This is a genomic window from Streptomyces sp. NBC_00344 (genome assembly GCF_036088315.1).
Taxonomy (GTDB): Bacteria; Actinomycetota; Actinomycetes; order Streptomycetales; family Streptomycetaceae; genus Streptomyces.
This window is the reverse complement of record NZ_CP107996.1, coordinates 4,503,120-4,520,777: the sequence shown is the minus strand read 5'-3', so window position 1 is coordinate 4,520,777 and position 17,658 is coordinate 4,503,120. Positions and strand designations below refer to the sequence as shown.

The 17,658-nt window shown below is 70.8% G+C and carries 13 protein-coding genes; 7 read left to right on the top strand and 6 right to left on the bottom strand.

Annotation, left to right across the window (positions count from 1 at the left end; all coding sequences use genetic code 11):
* Positions 1-293: 293 nt before the first annotated feature.
* From OHS16_RS20425 to OHS16_RS20415, 3 genes are read right to left on the bottom strand one after another with little or no spacing between them, the layout of a single operon-like run.
* Positions 294-1,967: a thiamine pyrophosphate-binding protein gene (locus OHS16_RS20425; protein ID WP_328538661.1), complete on the bottom strand. Its 1,674-nt coding sequence runs from the start codon at positions 1,965-1,967 to the stop codon at positions 294-296.
* Positions 1,964-2,932 carry an agmatinase gene (speB, locus tag OHS16_RS20420; protein WP_328538660.1) on the bottom strand — a complete coding sequence of 323 codons (969 nt, stop codon included), beginning with the start codon at positions 2,930-2,932 and terminating at the stop codon, positions 1,964-1,966. Before speB ends, OHS16_RS20425 begins: the two co-directional genes overlap by 4 nt.
* A 42-nt stretch (positions 2,933-2,974) precedes the next feature.
* A complete protein-coding gene (locus tag OHS16_RS20415) occupies positions 2,975-4,450 on the bottom strand; it encodes a sodium:solute symporter (protein ID WP_328538659.1) in 1,476 nt (491 codons plus the stop codon).
* Positions 4,451-4,582: 132 nt separating this feature from the next.
* Between OHS16_RS20415 and OHS16_RS20410 the strand changes: the two genes are divergently transcribed.
* The 3 genes from OHS16_RS20410 to OHS16_RS20400 all read left to right on the top strand — a co-directional run bounded on the left by OHS16_RS20410 (position 4,583) and on the right by OHS16_RS20400 (position 8,320).
* Positions 4,583-6,031, top strand: coding sequence for a PucR family transcriptional regulator (locus OHS16_RS20410; protein ID WP_328538658.1), 1,449 nt, complete (start codon positions 4,583-4,585; stop codon positions 6,029-6,031).
* 229 nt (positions 6,032-6,260) lie between these two features.
* The gene (locus OHS16_RS20405) at positions 6,261-7,418 is read left to right on the top strand and encodes an acyl-CoA dehydrogenase family protein (protein WP_328538657.1); all 1,158 of its coding nucleotides are present in this window, start codon (positions 6,261-6,263) and stop codon (positions 7,416-7,418) included.
* A gap of 20 nt (positions 7,419-7,438) precedes the next feature.
* Positions 7,439-8,320: an acyl-CoA thioesterase gene (locus tag OHS16_RS20400; RefSeq protein ID WP_328538656.1), complete on the top strand. Its 882-nt coding sequence runs from the start codon at positions 7,439-7,441 to the stop codon at positions 8,318-8,320.
* 159 nt (positions 8,321-8,479) lie between these two features.
* Here the strand turns inward: OHS16_RS20400 and OHS16_RS20395 are convergent, their stop codons facing one another.
* Together OHS16_RS20395 and OHS16_RS20390 are read right to left on the bottom strand one after the other, a co-directional pair.
* Positions 8,480-9,259, bottom strand: a complete 780-nt coding sequence (locus OHS16_RS20395) for a phosphatase (protein WP_328538655.1) — start codon at positions 9,257-9,259, stop codon at positions 8,480-8,482.
* Between the two features lie 31 nt (positions 9,260-9,290).
* A complete protein-coding gene (locus tag OHS16_RS20390; protein ID WP_328538654.1) occupies positions 9,291-9,905 on the bottom strand; it encodes an SACE_7040 family transcriptional regulator in 615 nt (204 codons plus the stop codon).
* Positions 9,906-9,989: 84 nt separating this feature from the next.
* Here OHS16_RS20390 and OHS16_RS20385 point away from each other — a divergent pair, with 84 nt between their 5' ends.
* The 4 genes from OHS16_RS20385 to OHS16_RS20370 are packed head-to-tail and all read left to right on the top strand — an operon-like array spanning position 9,990 to position 15,699.
* Positions 9,990-11,597 carry a carboxyl transferase domain-containing protein gene (locus tag OHS16_RS20385; protein WP_328538653.1) on the top strand — a complete coding sequence of 536 codons (1,608 nt, stop codon included), beginning with the start codon at positions 9,990-9,992 and terminating at the stop codon, positions 11,595-11,597.
* A 5-nt stretch (positions 11,598-11,602) separates the two neighbouring features.
* On the top strand, positions 11,603-13,600 hold the full coding sequence (locus tag OHS16_RS20380) for an acetyl/propionyl/methylcrotonyl-CoA carboxylase subunit alpha (protein WP_328538652.1): 1,998 nt from the start codon (positions 11,603-11,605) through the stop codon (positions 13,598-13,600).
* Positions 13,597-14,538, top strand: a complete 942-nt coding sequence (locus OHS16_RS20375) for a hydroxymethylglutaryl-CoA lyase (protein ID WP_328538651.1) — start codon at positions 13,597-13,599, stop codon at positions 14,536-14,538. The genes OHS16_RS20380 and OHS16_RS20375 overlap by 4 nt, the downstream gene beginning before the upstream one ends.
* 3 nt (positions 14,539-14,541) lie before the next feature.
* Positions 14,542-15,699, top strand: a complete 1,158-nt coding sequence (locus tag OHS16_RS20370) for an acyl-CoA dehydrogenase family protein (protein ID WP_328538650.1) — start codon at positions 14,542-14,544, stop codon at positions 15,697-15,699.
* Positions 15,700-15,772: 73 nt separating this feature from the next.
* Here OHS16_RS20370 and OHS16_RS20365 read toward each other — a convergent pair whose 3' ends face one another.
* Complete coding sequence (locus tag OHS16_RS20365; RefSeq protein WP_328538649.1) at positions 15,773-17,569, bottom strand: SpoIIE family protein phosphatase; 1,797 nt, start codon at positions 17,567-17,569, stop codon at positions 15,773-15,775.
* Positions 17,570-17,658 lie beyond the last annotated feature (89 nt).

Here is a 17,658-nt window from a genome sequence, read left to right as displayed (position 1 = left end):
TGACATCCGCAACGCGCAGGGGTCCGGTCGCCTCGCCGTCCACGGGGGTCCCTGGTGCGCCCTTCGGGCAACGGGGCGCCGGGGAGCACGTCACCGGAAGCAGGCCGCCAGGTCAACGAACACGCCACCGGGGGCCGGCCGAGAACACCGCGGCCCGGTGACGGGTCCCACCCGCCGGACTACGCCAGGGCCGCTCCCCGCACCACAGAACCGCCTCGCGGACCCACCTGGCAGGCCCACCTCACGGACCCGTCTCGCAGGCCTGCCTCACAGACCCGCCTCAGAGACCCGCCTCACAGATGCGTAGGAGCGAACATCCTGAGGACCGCGGGCAGTACGACCACCGACGGGCCCTCCGAGGCGAAGGACCTGGCCAGGTCTCCGGCGAGGGAGTCCGGGGTCGTGCGGACCGCCCGGACGCCGAAGGACTCGGCGAGTGCGACGAAGTCGGGGCGGGCGAGTTCGGTGGCGGTGGCCTCGCCGAAGGTGTCCGTCATGTACTCGCGCAGGATGCCGTAGCCGCCGTCGTCCACGATCAGCCAGGTGACCGGCAGGTCGTACTGCCGGACGGTGGCCAGTTCGGCGATGGAGTACATCGCGCCGCCGTCACCCGAGACAGCCAGCACGGGCTTCGTACGATCAGCCGCGGCGGCACCGATCGCCGCGGGGAACCCGTAGCCGAGCCCGCCGGCGCCCTGCGCCGAGTGCAGAGCGCCCGGCCAGGCGGACCAGGCCCAGTAGGCGAGGATCGTCATGTCCCAGAAGCTCGGCGATGCGGCGGGCAGCGCCTCCCGGACCGAGGCCAGGATCCGCTGTTCCAGGCCGAGATCCTGGCCCGCGATCCGTTCCCTCACCCGTGCGAGGACCGTGCGCACCGCGTCCGCGGCCGTCGGGTCGGTCCGCTCGGACACCGTCTCGATGAGGGCCGAGAGCGCGGCCCTGGCGTCGGCGTGGATACCGAGCCCCGCATGGTTGGACTCCAGCTTCCCGAGGTCCGCCTCGATCTGGATGACCTCGCCGCGCGGCTTGAACGTGTGGTAGTTCGACGAGAGTTCACCGAGGCCCGAGCCCACGACGAGCAGGACGTCCGCCGCTTCGAGGAAGTCGGTGGTGTGCCGGTCCTCCATCCAGGACTGGAGCGAGAGCGGGTGCTCCCAAGGGAAGGCACCCTTGCCGCCGAAAGTGCAGACCACCGGAGCGTCGAGCTTCTCGGCGAGGGCGAGCAGTTTGCCCGCCGCGTCCGACCGTACGACCCCGCCGCCGGCGATGATCACCGGTCGTTCGGCGCTCGAGAGCAGATGAGCTGCCACCGCGGTCAGCTCCGGGCGGGGCTCCAGATCGCGCGGGGTGGCGTCCAGAGCGGTGACCACCGGGAGCCGGGTCTCGGCGAGCAGCACGTCCTGCGGGATCTCCACCCAGACCGGGCCGTGCGGCGCCGTGAGTGCCGACTCCCAGGCCGCCGCGATCGCCGAGGGGATCTGGGAGGGTGTGCGGACCGTGTGCACGGACTTCACGACCCCCCGGAACGAGGCCTGCTGATCGCGGAGTTCATGAAGGTAGCCGCGGCGTCCGCCGCCGAGCCCGGCCGTCGGGATCTGGCTGGAGACGGCGAGCACCGGGGCGCTGGCCGCTGCCGCCTCCTGGAGCGCGGCGAGCGAGGTGAGCGCGCCGGGGCCGGTGGACAGCAGCAGCGGTGCCACCTCACCGGTGACCCGGCCGTAGGCGTCGGCGGCGAAGCCGGCGTTGTTCTCCACCCGGAGGCCGACATACGACAGCGCGGAGCGGCGCAGCGCGTCGAACATCCCCAGCGCGTGCTGGCCGGGGAGGCCGAACACCGTGGTGGCACCGAGTCCCTGCAGGGTTTCGACGACCAGGTCGCCGCCGTTGCGCCCGGGCGGGGGGTTCAGGGCCGCCTCGGTCTGCTCAGCGGTGGGACGGGACGTCTCCTGGTGGTGGTCGTGCGTCATTCGGCGCGCGCCTCGGCAATCTGTCGCGACATGATCGTGGTGAGTTCGTACGCCGCGTGGGAGGCGGCGACCGAGGTGATCTCGGCGTGGTCGTACGCGGGGGCGACCTCGACCAGATCGGCCGAGACGAGGTGGCAGGAGGCCAGACCGCGGACGATCTCCAGGAGTTCGCGGGAGGTCAGTCCACCCGCCTCCGGGGTCCCGGTGCCGGGCGCGTGCGCCGGGTCGAGCACGTCGATGTCGATGGAGATGTAGAGCGGGCGGTCGCCGATCCGCTGGCGCAGCTGGTCCGTCACCTCGTCGACGCCGCGCCGCATCACATCGGCCGACGTGACGATGCCGAAGCCCATCTTGGCGTCGTCGTCGAGGTCCTGCTTGCCGTAGAGGGGACCGCGGGTGCCCACGTGGGAGAGCGCGGAGGTGTCGAGGATGCCCTCCTCGACGGCCCTGCGGAACGGCGTGCCGTGCGTGTACGCGGCACCGAAGTAGGTGTCCCAGGTGTCCAGATGCGCGTCGAAGTGCAGCAGGGCGACCGGGCCGTGCTGCTTCGCCACCGAGCGCAGCAGCGGCAGCGCGATGGTGTGGTCCCCGCCGAGCGTCATCATCCGGGCGCCGGTGGAGAGCAGGTCGTCGGCCGCGGCCTCGATCGTCTCGACGGCCTCATCGATGTGGAACGGGTTGGCGGCGATGTCCCCGGCGTCGGCGACCTGCGCCAGCGCGAACGGCGAGGCGTCCTGCGCCGGGTTGTAGGGGCGCAGCAGCCGCGAGGCCTCCCGGATCGCGTTGCCGCCGAAGCGTGCTCCGGGCCGGTAGGAGACGCCACTGTCGAAGGGCACACCGACGACGGCGACATCGGCACGGCCGACCTCGTCGAGCCTGGGCAGACGGGCGAACGTGGCGGGTCCGGCGTACCGCGGGATGCGGGACGAGTCGACGGGGCCGCGCGGCGGTTCGGTGCTGCTCATGGAATATGCCCTTCTTTTCACGGATTTCAGCGGTTTGTCACTTTAGCTGTGTGACGGAACGGCCTGCGTTTCGGGTTCCGCCGCCTCGGCGTCGGAACCCCGCCCGGCGAGGCGTTCGCGCCACGCCGCGAGCACAGCGGGGTCGGTCGGCTTCGTCGCCAGCGAGACGACGACATAGGACACCAGGGAGGCCACCAGACCGTAGTAGATCGGCTCGTTGGCCAGAGCTCCGTACTTCCACATCAGGCCGAGCACGGTGAGCCCGCCGATACTGACGGCCGCCAGCGCCCCGTGGACCGTGCCACGCTTCCACAGGAGCCCGCCCAGAATCGGCACCAACAGGCCACCGACCAGCAGGTTGTAGGCCACGGTGAGCGCTTCGACGACATTGTTCAGCGCGATGGCGATACAGATCACCAGCATCCCCATGACAAGGATGAAGGCACGATTGCCGCGCACCTCGTCGTGGTCGGAGTCCCGGCCGCCCCTCAGCCCCCGCAGCCGTGACCAGATGTCGTTGTTGGCGACGGTGGCGCAGGCGATCAGCGCCCCCGATGACGTCGACATCACCGCGGCAAGCGCGGCGGCAAGCACCAGACCGCGTACGCCGACGGGCAGTTCGTCCTTGACGATGGTCGCGAAGGCGGCGTCGGCGCTGGGCAGCTTCGGGTACATGACCTTCGCCGCTGTCCCGATGACCGCACCGGCCACGGCGTACACCAGGCAGTAGGTGCCGGCGACGGTGCCGCCGATCCTGGCGACCTTGTCGCCGCGCGCGGTGAACACCCGCTGCCAGATGTCCTGGCCGATCAGCATGCCGAAGGTGTAGATCAGGACATAGGTGAAGATCGTCTCGCCGCCGATGCCGAGCGGGTCGAAGTAGCTGGTCGGCAGCTTGGCCTTCATCTCCGAGAAGCCACCGGCCTTCACCACGGCGATGGGCAGGAGCAGCAGCAGTACCCCCACGGTCTTGACGACGAACTGCACCATGTCGGTGAGGGTGATCGACCACATACCGCCGAGCGTCGAGTACGCGACGACGATCGCACCGCCGAGGATGATCGCCACGGTCCGGTTCATGTCGAAGAGGACATCGAAGATGGTGGCGTAGGCGATGGTCGAGGTGACCGCGAGCATCAGGGTGTACGCCCACATCACCACACCGGAGATGACTCCGGCCCGGCCGCCGTAGCGCAGGTCGAGCATTTCGGAGACGGTGTAGACCTTGAGACGGGCTATGCGCGCCGAGAAGAAGACACTCAGCGCGAGCAGGCCCAGTCCGATGGTGACGACCATCCAGGCGCCGGAGAGCCCGTACTGGTAGCCGAGCCCGACGCCGCCGATGGTGGAGGCCCCGCCGAGCACGATCGCGGCCATGGTGCCCGAGTACATCGCCGGCCCGAGCCTGCGGCCCGCCACCAGGAAATCGGACTTGGACTTGGCGCGGCGCATGCCCCACCAACCCATGGCGAGCATGCCCACCAGGTAGACGACGATCACTGCGTAGTCGACTGCCATGAGCCCTCCCTCTGTTCCGCTCTTCGGTGGCCGGCTGTGGCCTGCTGTCGAGGGTTGACACTAGGTGGCCGGAAAGCGACGTTGAAGTGTACGTTTCATCCATTGACTCTCCGACCGATGGATGGAACGTCCATGCCGGATCCCGCCGCTCCCCCGACCTCCCCCGTTCCGCTGACCGCGCTGCTCGCTCGCCGGGATCTCGGGCTGCGCCTGCTCGCGGGCCCGGCCGCCGAGGAGTCGGCCGTGCACTGGGTGCACACCAGCGAGATGGCGGACCCGTATCCGTATCTGCTCGGTGGCGAACTGCTGCTGACCGCGGGTGTGCAGCTCAGCGACCCGGACCGCTATGTCGAGCGGATCGTGGCCGCGGGCGGGGCGGCGCTCGGTTTCGGGGTCGCCCCGGTGTACGACACGGTGCCCGCCCCGCTGGCCGAAGCCTGTGACCGGCACGGTCTACCGCTTGTCGAGGTGCCGCCGGGGACCCCGTTCACCGCGGTGGCCCGCGCCGTCTGGGGGCTGATGGCCGAGGCCCGTCACCATGAGCTGCGCCGGGTGTCGGGGGCCCAGCAGGGACTGGCCGCCGCTGCGGCCCGGCCCGACCCGGTCCCCGCGGTACTGCGCCAGCTGGCCACCCGGCTGGACGGCCGGACCGTGCTGTTCGCACCGGACGGTACGGCCCTGCGGGCGGCGGGAAGGGAACCCGGCCCGGAGGTGAGCAGCGCACTCGCGGCCATGACCCGGGTCGTGCGTCCGGGGTCCGGCAGGCCGGCCCCGGCGTCCGCCACCGACACCGCCGGCTCGGGCCACCTGGCCGCGTACTCCGTCGCCGGCAGCGAGGGCCTCGTACTCGGCGTCGCCACCTCCCACCGCGAGCCCGGCGACCACACCATCGCCGGGGTCGCCGTCGTACTCCTCTCCTTGCTCACCGCCCCGCAGCAGGGAGCCGACGAGGCGGCCCGCTCGTCGGCCCTGGTACGGCTGCTGCTCGGCGCGGAGCCCGCCGATGTGGCACCTCTGCTCGGCGAAGGGCCGTGGACCGTGGTGCATGCCCATGGCGAGGGAACCCCACCCCAGCTCGGCAGCCCGTTGGTGGATGTGCGGGCGGACACCGTACGGATCCTGCTGCCCGCCGGGCACGAGGTGACCGGACATCCGGGCTGGACCCTGGGTGTCAGCTCCGCCACCACGCCCCGCGACCTCGCGGCCGCCGACGCCCAGGCCGGCCGGGCGCTGCGCCGGGCGGAGGCGACCCGCACCCCACTGGTCCGGCACGGCGGCACCGGCATCGCCGCACTCCTCGACCCGGAAGAGGCCGCGGCACACGCCCGTACGCTGCTTGCCACGCTGGGCCCGGAAGGACCGCTGCACGAAACCCTGCGCAACTGGCTGGCTCTGCACGGCAGCTGGGACCGTACGGCAGTGGCACTCGGCGTGCACCGCAACACCGTCCGCCAGCGGATCGCCCGCTGCGCGGCGCTGCTCGGCGCCGACCTGGACGACATGGACGTACGGGCCGAGTTGTGGTTCGCGCTGCGCTGGACCGAGGGACAGGCCGGTTCTCACCACTCGGCGGACCGCTGAGCTCCCGCCTCACAGACCCGGCGCCGGGCACGGGGGCGGCATGCTCCCGGCCCGGGCGATTCGTCCGTGACGGCGGGCCCGGGGCCCGCGCCCCGGAGCGCCGGGCGTGCTGAGGCTCACTCTGGACAGTCGGAGTGACCTACCGGTAACTTTGCCTGAGCAAGCGCTTAGGTGGACTACTCAGACGCCCGCCCAGAACGCCATCCAGAACCCGCAGAGGAGCATTCCCGTGCGCCGTACCGTTTACAACGAGGACCACGAGGCGTTCCGGGACACCATCCGGGCCTTCATCGAGGCCGAGGTCGTTCCGGTCTACGAGGAGTGGCTGACAGCCGGCCAGGCTCCCCGCGAGTTCTACTACAAGCTCGGCGAGCTGGGCATCTTCGGCATCGAGGTGCCCGAGGAGTTCGGCGGCGCCGGCGAGGAGTCGTTCAAGTTCCAGGCGATCATCTCCGAGGAGTGCGCCCGCGCCGGTGTCTCCTTCGGCGGTTCCAGCGTGCATGTCGCACTCTGCCTGCCGTATCTGAAGGCCTACGCCACCGATGAGCAGAAGAAGCGCTGGCTCCCGGACTTCGTCAGTGGCACCTCGATGTACGCCATCGCGATGACCGAGCCCGGCACCGGCTCCGACCTGGCAGGCATGAAGACCACCGCCAGGCTCTCCGAGGACGGCACGCACTACATCCTCAACGGCGCCAAGACCTTCATCACCGGCGGCGTGCACGCCGACCGCGTCATCGTGTGCGCCCGCACCGCCGCCCCGACCGCGGAGGACCGCCGCCACGGCATATCCCTCCTCGTCGTCGACACCACGTCCGATGGCTACGCGGTCGGCCGTAAGCTCGACAAGCTCGGACTGAAGACCTCCGACACCGCCGAGCTCTCCTTCACCGATGTCAGGGTCCCGGTCGAGGACCTGCTCGGCGAGGAGAACAAGGGCTTCTCCTACCTCGGCCAGAACCTGCCGCAGGAACGTCTCGGCATCGCTGTCGGCGCCTACGCGCAGGCCGCGGCCGCCGTCCGTTTCGCCCAGCAGTACGTGCAGGACCGGACCGTGTTCGGCAAGACCGTCGCGTCCTTCCAGAACACCAAGTTCGAGCTGGCCGCCTGCAAGGCGGAGGTCGACGCCGCCGAGGCGGTCAGCGACCGCGCCCTGGAAGCCCACGACCTGGGCGAGCTGTCCGCAGCGGAGGCCGCGTCCGCGAAGCTCTTCTGCACCGAGGTCGCGCACCGCGTGATCGACAAGTGCCTCCAGCTGCACGGGGGTTACGGCTACATGAACGAGTACCCGATCGCCCGCCTCTACGCGGACAACCGCGTCAACCGCATCTACGGCGGCACCAGCGAGGTCATGAAGATGATCATCGCCAAGAACATGGGCCTCTAGGAGCAGAGCGCACCGATCCCATGAACCCGGCACTTGAGTCCCTGCTCGATCTGCTCGACCTCGAGCAGATCGAGCAGGACATCTTCCGCGGCCTGAGCCGCTCCGCCGTCGTACCGCGGGTCTTCGGCGGCCAGGTCGCCGCCCAGGCCCTGGTAGCGGCGGGGCGCACCGTGCCCGCGGAACGCTCGACCAATTCCCTGCACTCCTACTTCCTGCGCCCCGGCGACCCGGGCGCGCCGATCGTCTACACGGTCGACCGCATCCGTGACGGCCGCTCCTTCACGACCCGCCGGGTGGTCGCCGTCCAGCACGGTCAGCCGATCTTCCATCTCACGGCGTCGTTCCAGACGTACGAGGAGGGCCTGGAGCACCAGGCGGCCATGCCGCAGGCTCCCGACCCGGAGACGCTCCCCACGGCCGCCGAGATGCTGCCGCGGCACGCGGACCGCTTCCTCGATCCGAGCGTGGTGGACCGGCTGCTGGAGGCCAGGGCCGCGGTCGATCTGCGGTATGTCGACGCGCCTCCGTTCGCCACGGTCGGCACCCCGCGCGAACCGCGTTCGCAGGTCTGGTTCCGCACCAGCGGCAAGCTCGACGGAGCGATCGACCAGCCACTGCTGCACGTCTGTCTGGCGACTTACGTCTCCGACATGACACTGCTCGACTCGGTGCTGCTCGCGCACGGCCGCGGTGGTTGGGCGACCGGCGACGTCGTCGGGGCGAGCCTGGACCACGCGATGTGGTTCCACCGTCCGTTCAGGGCAGACGAATGGCTGCTGTACGACCAGGAGTCGCCGTCCGCTTCGGGCGGACGCGGTCTCGGGCAGGCCCGTATCTACACCCGGGACGGGCAGCTCGCGGTCACCGTGATCCAGGAGGGCGTGGTCCGGGTACCGCGCTGACACACATGCGAACAGCTCGGCCTCCCGGCGCGTGGTGCGGTCAGGCACCGCGGTCCGGGAGCACGAGACGGCTCCCGCTCGTCGTGCCATGACCGCCGGAAAAGGGGTGCCCGGGCGTCGGCACGGGCACCGGGCCGGCAGACCGGACCGGCCGCACCCTCAGAGCAGCCCCGCCGAGTCCAGCAGATAGGCGGTCATCGGGTCGTAGTAGCGCGGGTCGGTGACATGGTCGTCGAGCGGGACGGTGACCTGCATGGTGCCCTCGGCCTCGCCGATGAAGAGCGCGGGGTCGTTGCAGTCGGCATAGCCGACGGAGTCGATACCGCGCTGGCCCGCGCAGCCCGCCCAGCCGTGGTCGGCGACGACCAGGTCGGGCAGCGCACGCCCCTCGCGTTCCAGACCGTCCAGGATGGCCGCCATCGGCGCGGGTGAGTGGGTGTGCCACAGCGTCGCGCCGCGCTCCAGCACCGCGACGTCCGCGAACTGGAAGACCATGCACTCGTCGGCGGTCAGGCCACCGGGAATCCTGATGACCTCGCATCCGGCGGCGCGCAGCGCGTCCGCCGTGGCGCGGTGCACGTCGAGCAGGCCGCCGGGGTGCCCGGTCGCGAACAGCACCCGCTCGCCGGCCGCCGCGGCCTTGCGCAGCCGGGCCGCCATCCGTTCCAGCGCGTCGACCGTCAGCTCCGGGTCGATCGTGTCCTGGCCGCGCCGGTGCCCGGGGTCGTCGTTCACACCGCAGCGTTCGGCCATCACCGCGAGGACGTCCTGCTCGTCCGCCCAGCGGTCACCGAGCTCGAGGCCGAGCCAGAAGTTACGGTCCCCGTTGGACAGCTTGCGGTAGTGGGAGAGGTTGTTGTCGCGCGGTGTGGCGACGTCTCCTGCGATACGGGTACGGACGAGGTGGTCGACGAGTTCGGCGCGGCTGGGTATCGGCATGGGCCCATTGTGCCGTCAGGCGCCTGTCCCGTCAGTCCGGCAGCGCGGCCGTCTCCCTGGTCCGTGCCAGCGCGTCGAAGGCGCCGTGCGCGAGGCGCCGCAGCAGGATCTCGGTGACGGTCCGGCCGGGGAGGCCTCCGGTGCCCAGATGCGGGGTGGAGTTCAGCAGCCCGAAGACGGCGTGCACGGCGGCGCGTGCCTCCTGCTCCGCGGTGTGCGGGTGGAGCTCCCTGACCACCGTGACCCACAGCTCGACGTACTGCCGCTGAAGCCTGCGGACGGCCTTGCGGTCGCTGTCGCGCAGCCGGTCGAGCTCCCGGTCGTGGACGGTGATCAGCGGGCGGTCGTCCAGCGCGAAGTCGATGTGCCCGTCGATGAGTGAGCCGAGCACCGCGTCGGGCCCGCCGACGGCATGCGCGGCACGCTGCCTGCCCCCTTCGAGCAGCCGTTCGCTGATCCCGACGAGCAGCTCGGCGAGCATCGCGTCCTTGCCTGCGAAGTGGCGGTAGAGGCCAGGACCGCTGATCCCCACGGCGGCGCCTATCTCGTCGACACCCACGCCGTGGAAGCCGCGCTCCGCGAAGAGGCGCGCGGCCTCCTTGAGAATCTGCTCGCGTCGCGTCGGGGCGTCCGTCCTGGTGGTCATGGGTCCATTCTAGACAGCGGGGTTAGCGAGCGTTAACCTTGCCGAAACATGTTAACGGTCACTAACACCAAGGGGGCCCGACGGATGCAGCAGGCACCGGTGCTGGCGAGCGCGGCCGATCCCGCGTCGGAGGCCTGGCGGGCCAACGAGTCGGCACACGAAACACTCGCCGCCGAGCTGCGCGGCCGGCTCGCGGCGGCCCGCCTCGGCGGCGGGGAGAAGTCCCGCGCGCGTCATGTGGCACGCGGAAAGCTGCTGCCGCGGGACAGGGTCGACACGCTCCTCGACCCCGGCTCCCCGTTCCTCGAGCTGGCGCCTCTGGCCGCCGAGGGGATGTACGGCGGGGCGGCCCCGGCGGCGGGGGTGATCGCCGGGATCGGCCGGGTCAGCGGCCGTGAGGTGGTGATCGTCGCCAATGACGCCACCGTCAAGGGCGGCACGTACTACCCGATGACCGTGAAGAAGCATCTGCGGGCGCAGGAGGTGGCGCTGGAGAACCGGCTCCCCTGTCTGTACCTGGTGGACTCCGGCGGCGCCTTCCTGCCCATGCAGGACGAGGTCTTCCCGGACCGGGAGCACTTCGGCCGGATCTTCTACAACCAGGCCCGGATGTCCGGCGCGGGCATCCCGCAGATCGCCGCGGTGCTCGGTTCCTGCACGGCGGGCGGCGCGTACGTGCCCGCGATGAGCGACGAGGCCGTGATCGTCCGCAACCAGGGCACCATCTTCCTGGGCGGGCCGCCGCTGGTGAAGGCCGCGACCGGCGAGGTCGTGACGGCGGAGGAGCTGGGCGGCGGAGAGGTGCACTCCCGGGTGTCGGGGGTCACCGACCATCTCGCCGAGGACGACGCGCACGCACTGCGGATCGTCCGGACCATCGTGTCCACCCTGCCGGAGCGCGGCGCGCTCCCCTGGTCGGTCGAGCCGGTCGATGAGCCGAAGGCCGACCCTGCCGGACTGTACGGCGCTGTGCCGGTCGACTCCCGTACGCCCTACGACGTGCGCGAGGTCATCGCCCGGATCACCGACGGCTCGCGGTTCGCGGAGTTCAAGTCGGAGTTCGGCACCACGCTGGTGACGGGCTTCGCCCGGATCCACGGGCACCCGGTCGGCATCATCGCCAACAACGGCATCCTCTTCTCCGAGTCCGCCCAGAAGGGCGCCCACTTCATCGAGCTGTGCGACCAGCGCGGCATTCCACTGCTCTTCCTCCAGAACATCTCCGGCTTCATGGTCGGCCGCAGCTATGAGGCGGGCGGCATCGCCAAGCACGGCGCCAAGATGGTCACCGCGGTGGCCTGCGCGCGGGTGCCGAAGCTGACGGTGGTCGTCGGCGGTTCGTACGGCGCGGGGAACTACTCGATGTGCGGGCGGGCCTACTCGCCGCGCTTCCTGTGGATGTGGCCCAACGCCAAGATCTCGGTGATGGGCGGCGAGCAGGCCGCTTCGGTGCTCGCCACCGTCAAGCGCGACCAGCTGGGCGACGACTGGAGCGCGGCGGACGAAGAGGCGTTCAAGGACCCGATCCGTGCCCAGTACGAGCAGCAGGGCAATGCCTACTACGCGACGGCCCGGCTCTGGGACGACGGCGTGATCGACCCGCTGGAGACCCGCCAGGTCGTCGGCCTCGCCCTGACCGCCTGCGCCAATGCCCCACTCGACGACCCCGGCTACGGCGTCTTCCGGATGTGATGAGGATGAAAATGTTCGACAGCGTTCTGATCGCCAACCGGGGCGAGATCGCCGTCCGTGTCATCCGTACGCTGCGGGAGCTGGGCATCCGCTCGGTGGCCGTCTTCAGCGACGCGGACGCGGACGCCCGGCACGTACGGGAGGCGGACACCGCGGTCCGTATCGGGCCGGCGGCCGCCTCCGAGAGCTACCTGTCGGTGGAGCGGCTGCTGGACGCCGCGGCCCGCAGCGGCGCGCAGGCCGTGCACCCGGGCTACGGCTTCCTCGCCGAGAACGCGGCCTTCGCACAGGCCTGCACGGACGCGGGTCTGGTCTTCATCGGCCCTCCCGCGTCCGCCATCTCCCTGATGGGCGACAAGATCCGCGCCAAGGCGACGGTGCAGACCGCGGGTGTCCCGGTGGTCCCCGGCTCGTCGGGCAGCGGTCTGACCGACGCGGAACTGGCGGCAGCGGCCCGCGACATCGGCATGCCGGTGCTGCTCAAGCCATCGGCCGGCGGTGGCGGCAAGGGCATGCACCTGGTCCGGGACGCGGACCTGCTGGCCGATGAGATCGCGTCGGCCCGGCGCGAGGCCCGTTCGTCGTTCGGTGACGACACGCTCCTGGTCGAGCGGTGGATCGACCGGCCGCGCCATATCGAGATCCAGGTCCTGGCGGACGGCCACGGCAATGTGATCCATCTGGCCGAGCGCGAGTGCTCGCTGCAGCGACGCCATCAGAAGATCATCGAGGAGGCTCCGTCCGTCCTGCTGGACCCGGCCACCCGGGCGGCGATGGGTGAGGCGGCCGTGCAGGCGGCCCGCAGTTGTGGATACGCCGGCGCGGGCACGGTGGAGTTCATCGTCCCCGGCAACGACCCCTCCTCGTACTACTTCATGGAGATGAACACCCGTCTCCAGGTCGAGCACCCGGTGACCGAGCTGATCACCGGAATCGACCTTGTCGAGTGGCAGGTCCGCGTCGCCGCCGGTGAGCAACTCCCCTTCACCCAGCAGGACATCGTCCTCACCGGTCATGCGGTGGAGGCCCGTGTCTGTGCCGAGGACCCGGCCCGGGGCTTCCTGCCGTCCGGTGGCACAGTCCTGTCGCTGCACGAGCCGCAGGAGTGGGGGTCCCCCCTGCTCGAGCGGATCCGAGAGCTTGGAGGAGGCGTACGCACCGACTCGGGCCTGAGCGAGGGCGCCGAGGTCGGCAGTCTCTACGACCCGATGCTCTCGAAGGTCATCGCGTACGGCCCCGACCGGGCGACGGCGCTGCGCAAGCTGCGCGCGGCGCTGGCGGACACCGTCACCCTGGGCGTTCCGACCAACGCGGGCTTTCTGCGCCGGCTGCTCGCCCACCCGGCGGTGGTGGCGGGCGAGCTGGACACCGGGCTGGTGGAGCGCGAGGCGGACGGCCTGGTCGACGGCACGGTACCGCCCGAGGTGTACACGGCGGCCGCGGCCGTGCGCCGGGCCGGTGCGGCGCCCCGGCCGGACGGCCCCGGCGGCTGGACCGACCCGTTCTCGGTGCCGAGCGGCTGGCGGCTCGGCGGTACGGCGGCGCCGCTGGCCCACTGGCTGCGCGTCCCGGGCCATGAGCCGGTACGCGCCGAGGGTGAAGGCCGGGTGGAACCGCGTTCGGTCTCCGTCACCGTCGACGGCACCGTGCACACCTTCCACCGGGCCGGGGACTGGCTCGGCCGGGACGGGGACGCCTGGCACGTCCAGGACCACGACCCCGTCGAAGCCACCCTGGACGCGGCGGCAGGGCGCGGCGGCGCCGGATCGCTCACTGCTCCGATGCCCGGCACCGTCACCGTGGTGAAGGTGGCCACCGGGGACGAAGTGGTCGCGGGACAGGGGCTGCTGGTGGTGGAGGCGATGAAGATGGAGCACCTCATCACCGCCCCGCACGCCGGCACCGTGACCGAACTCGACGTCAAGCCGGGCACCACCGTCGCCATGGACCAGATCCTGGCCGTGGTCACCCCGGCCGCCGGCTCTCCGCAGGAGGAATCATGAGCAACGGACTGCCGATGTCCGTGCCTTCGCCCGGTCTGCCACCGCGGATCCGTATCCATGAGGTCGGTGCCCGCGACGGGCTGCAGAACGAGAAGACCGTCGTACCGACCGAGGTCAAGGCGGAGTTCATCCACCGGCTGGCCGGCGCGGGCCTGACCACCATCGAGGCGACCAGCTTCGTGCACCCCAAGTGGGTCCCCCAGCTGGCCGACGCCGAGCAGCTCTTCCCACAGCTGCGGGACATCTCCGGGGCCTGCCTGCCGGTCCTCGTGCCGAACGCCCGCGGGCTGGAGCGCGCCCTGGATCTCGGGGCCCGGCGGATCGCCGTCTTCGGCAGCGCGACCGAGTCGTTCGCCAAGGCCAATCTCAACCGGACCGTGGACGAATCGCTCGCCATGTTCGAACCGGTGGTCGATCAGGCGCGCACGGCCGGGATGCATGTCCGCGGCTATCTCTCGATGTGCTTCGGCGACCCCTGGGAGGGGCCCGTACCGGTCGCTCAGGTCATCTCGGTGGCCAGGCGGCTGATGGACCTGGGCTGTGACGAACTGAGCCTCGGTGACACCATCGGGGTGGCCACCCCCGGCCATGTGTCCGCACTGCTCACCGGCCTCGAACAGGCCGGCGTCGCGACGCAGTCCATCGGTGTGCACTTCCACGACACCTACGGCCAGGCCCTTTCCAACACGCTCACCGCCCTCCGGCACGGCGTGACCACGGTGGATGCTTCGGCGGGCGGACTCGGCGGCTGCCCGTACGCGAAGTCCGCCACCGGAAACCTCGCCACCGAAGACCTGGTCTGGATGCTCGAAGGCCTCGGCATCGAAACCGGGGTCGATCTCGGCCGCCTCACCGCCACCAGCGTGTGGATGGCCGGACAGCTGGGCCGACCCAGCCCTTCCCGCACGGTCAAAGCCCTCTCCCACCAGGAGCAGTGAACAATGGACCACCGTCTCACCACCGAGCACGAAGAACTCCGCCGCACGGTGGAGGCGTTCGCGCACGACGTGATCGCGCCGAAGATCGGCGACTTCTACGAGCGGCACGAATTCCCTTACGAGATCATCCGCGAGATGGGTCGGATGGGCCTCTTCGGGCTGCCCTTCCCCGAGGAGTACGGCGGTATGGGCGGCGACTACCTCGCCCTGGGTATCGCCCTCGAGGAGCTGGCCCGGGTCGACTCGTCGGTGGCCATCACCCTGGAGGCCGGCGTCTCGCTCGGCGCGATGCCGGTCTTCCGCTTCGGCACGGAGGAGCAGAAGCGGGAATGGCTGCCGCGGATGTGTTCCGGCGAGATCCTCGGCGCCTTCGGGCTGACCGAGCCGGAGTGCGGCTCGGACGCGGGCGGCACCCGTACGACGGCCGTGCGGGACGGCGACGACTGGGTGATCAACGGCTCCAAGTGCTTCATCACCAACTCGGGTACGGACATCACCGGCCTGGTCACCGTCACCGCCGTCACCGGCCGGAAGGCCGACGGCCGGCCGCTCATCTCCTCGATCATCGTCCCCTCCGGCACTCCCGGCTTCACCGTAGCGGCGCCGTACTCCAAGGTCGGCTGGAACGCATCCGACACCCGTGAGCTGTCCTTCACCGACGTCCGGGTACCGGCCGCGAACCTGCTCGGCGAAGAGGGCCGCGGATACGCGCAGTTCCTGCGCATCCTCGACGAGGGCCGGGTGGCGATCTCGGCCCTGGCGACCGGACTTGCCCAGGGCTGTGTCGACGAGTCGGTCGGCTACGCGAAGACCCGGCACGCCTTCGGCCGCCCGATCGGTGACAACCAGGCGATCCAGTTCAAGATCGCCGACATGGAGATGAAGGCCCACACCGCCAGGGTCTCCTGGCGGGACGCGGCCTCGCGGCTGGTGACCGGCGAGCCCTTCAAGAAGGAAGCCGCGCTGGCGAAGCTGTACTCGTCGACCGTGGCGGTGGACAACGCCCGCGAGGCCACCCAGATCCATGGCGGTTACGGGTTCATGAACGAGTACCCGGTGGCCCGGATGTGGCGCGACTCCAAGATCCTGGAGATCGGCGAGGGCACCAGCGAGGTGCAGCGGATGCTGATCGCGCGTGAGCTCGGCCTGAACGCGAGCTGAGCACGGGGAATCACTCCGACAGTCGGCCGGGCCCCTGCCAGGGGCCCGGCCGGCCCCCGCAGGTGACGAGCCGTCAGCGGGGGATGTCCTGCTCGGCCCAGACGACCTTGCCCCGGGACGTGCGGCACGAACCCCAGCTGCGGCACAGCATGTTGATGAGTTGCAGACCCCGGCCGCCCTCGTCGCTGACGTCGGCGTGCTGGATCTGCGGCAGATCCGGCCCGGTGTCGGAGACCTCCACCATCAGCCGCTCGCCGCGCAGCAACCGCAGCTGTCCCGGACCGGCGCCGTAGCGCAGGGCGTTGCCGACCAGCTCACTGACCACGAGCTCCGAGACATCGGCCAGCTCGGTCAGGCCCCAACGCTCCAGTTGTCCCCTCACCAGTTTGCGGGCCCTGGACGCGGCGGTTCCGCCCTCCGGCAGGTTCCAGACGCAGAGTTCGGCATCCGGGGTCACGGCGCTTTCGGCGACCAGCACCACGGCCTCGTCGAAACGTCCTTCACCGCTCGGCGCCGCGGCGAGCAGGCTCCGGTCGTCCAGTCCCCCCGGCAGCATCCCGGTGGCTGTCCTCAGAAGTCCGGCGAGCTGGGTGTCCACATCGTCGACGCGGGTCTTGATCAGTCCGTCGGTGAAGAGGACGAGCCGGCCCCCGGCGGGAGCCTCCAGCCGCATCGGGTCGTACGGAATCACCCCCGCGCCCAGCGGGGCTCCCGTCGGCACATCCACGTAGCCGGCGCGGCCGGCCGCGTCCACCAGCAACGGCGGCAGATGCCCGGCGCTGGCCAGCGTGTACGTCGAGTCGGCCGGGTCGAAGACCGCGCACAGGCAGGTGGCGACCTGTTCGTCCTCCAGGTCGCGGGTCGCCAGGTCGAGACGCGCGAGCACCCGGTCCGGGGCGATGTCCAGCATCATCAGGGTGCGGGCGACGGTGCGCAGCCGCCCCATCGTGGCCGCCGCGGGCAGACCGTGGCCCATGACGTCGCCCACCATCAGCGCCGTGCGGCCGCTGGGCAGCGCCATCACGTCGTACCAGTCGCCGCCCACTCCATGGGTGTCCGCGGCGGGGGCGTAGTTGGCTTTTATCCGCAGACCCGGGGTATGGGGGGTGGCACGTGGGAGCAGACTGCGCTGGAGGGAGACCACGTGTTCGCGCTCGCGCCCGTAGAGGCGGGCGTTGTCGATGAAGACCGCGGCCTTGGAGGCGAGTTGCTCGGCGAGTGCGAGGTCGGTTGCGGAGAAGTCCTGGCTGCCCGCCGCGCGGACGAAGTCGGCGGTACCGAGCAGGACTCCGCGGGCGATCAGCGGCACGGCCATGTAACTGCGGACGCCCGCTCTGCGCATCTTGTCCGCGGCGCTCGGGGTGTGTGCGATGCGCTCGTAGTCCTCGTCCGTCAGATGACTGACCACGACCGGCTTGCGCTGGCCCAGGCAGTACTTGGTGAGGAGGGTCTCGCGGTAGTGACCGCTGCGGACGATCATCTCGCCGACCGGGGACGGCTCCAGCGTGGTGAGTTCGTCGATGGCATGCACGGCCATGGCCCGGGTGACCGGCACGCCGGTACCGCCCGTCGCGCGTTCGCCTTCCTCGCCCCGCAGCACGGCTTCGAGCAGATCGACGGCCGCGCCGTCCGCCAGCCGGGGAACGATGAACTCCGCAAGCTCCTGAGCGGTGCGCTCCAGGTCCAGGGTGGTGCCGATCCGGGTGCTCGCCGTGTTGAGCCAGGCCAGCCTGGAGCGGGTGGTGAACTGCTCCGCCGCGCTGAGGCCGCGCCGGAACCGCAGCCTGCGGGCAGCACTGCCGTGCCGGGGAGCGGCGCTCTGTGCGGCGAGTCGACTGGTCAGGCGCCGGGCCCGGCTGCCGCCGTTCACGTGCTGGCCTCCCGTCGCGTCCGGGGACGCTTGTTACCTCGAATGTGCTCCCGGAAGGACGCAGCCGCCTGAGGGCGCCGCCGGCCCCC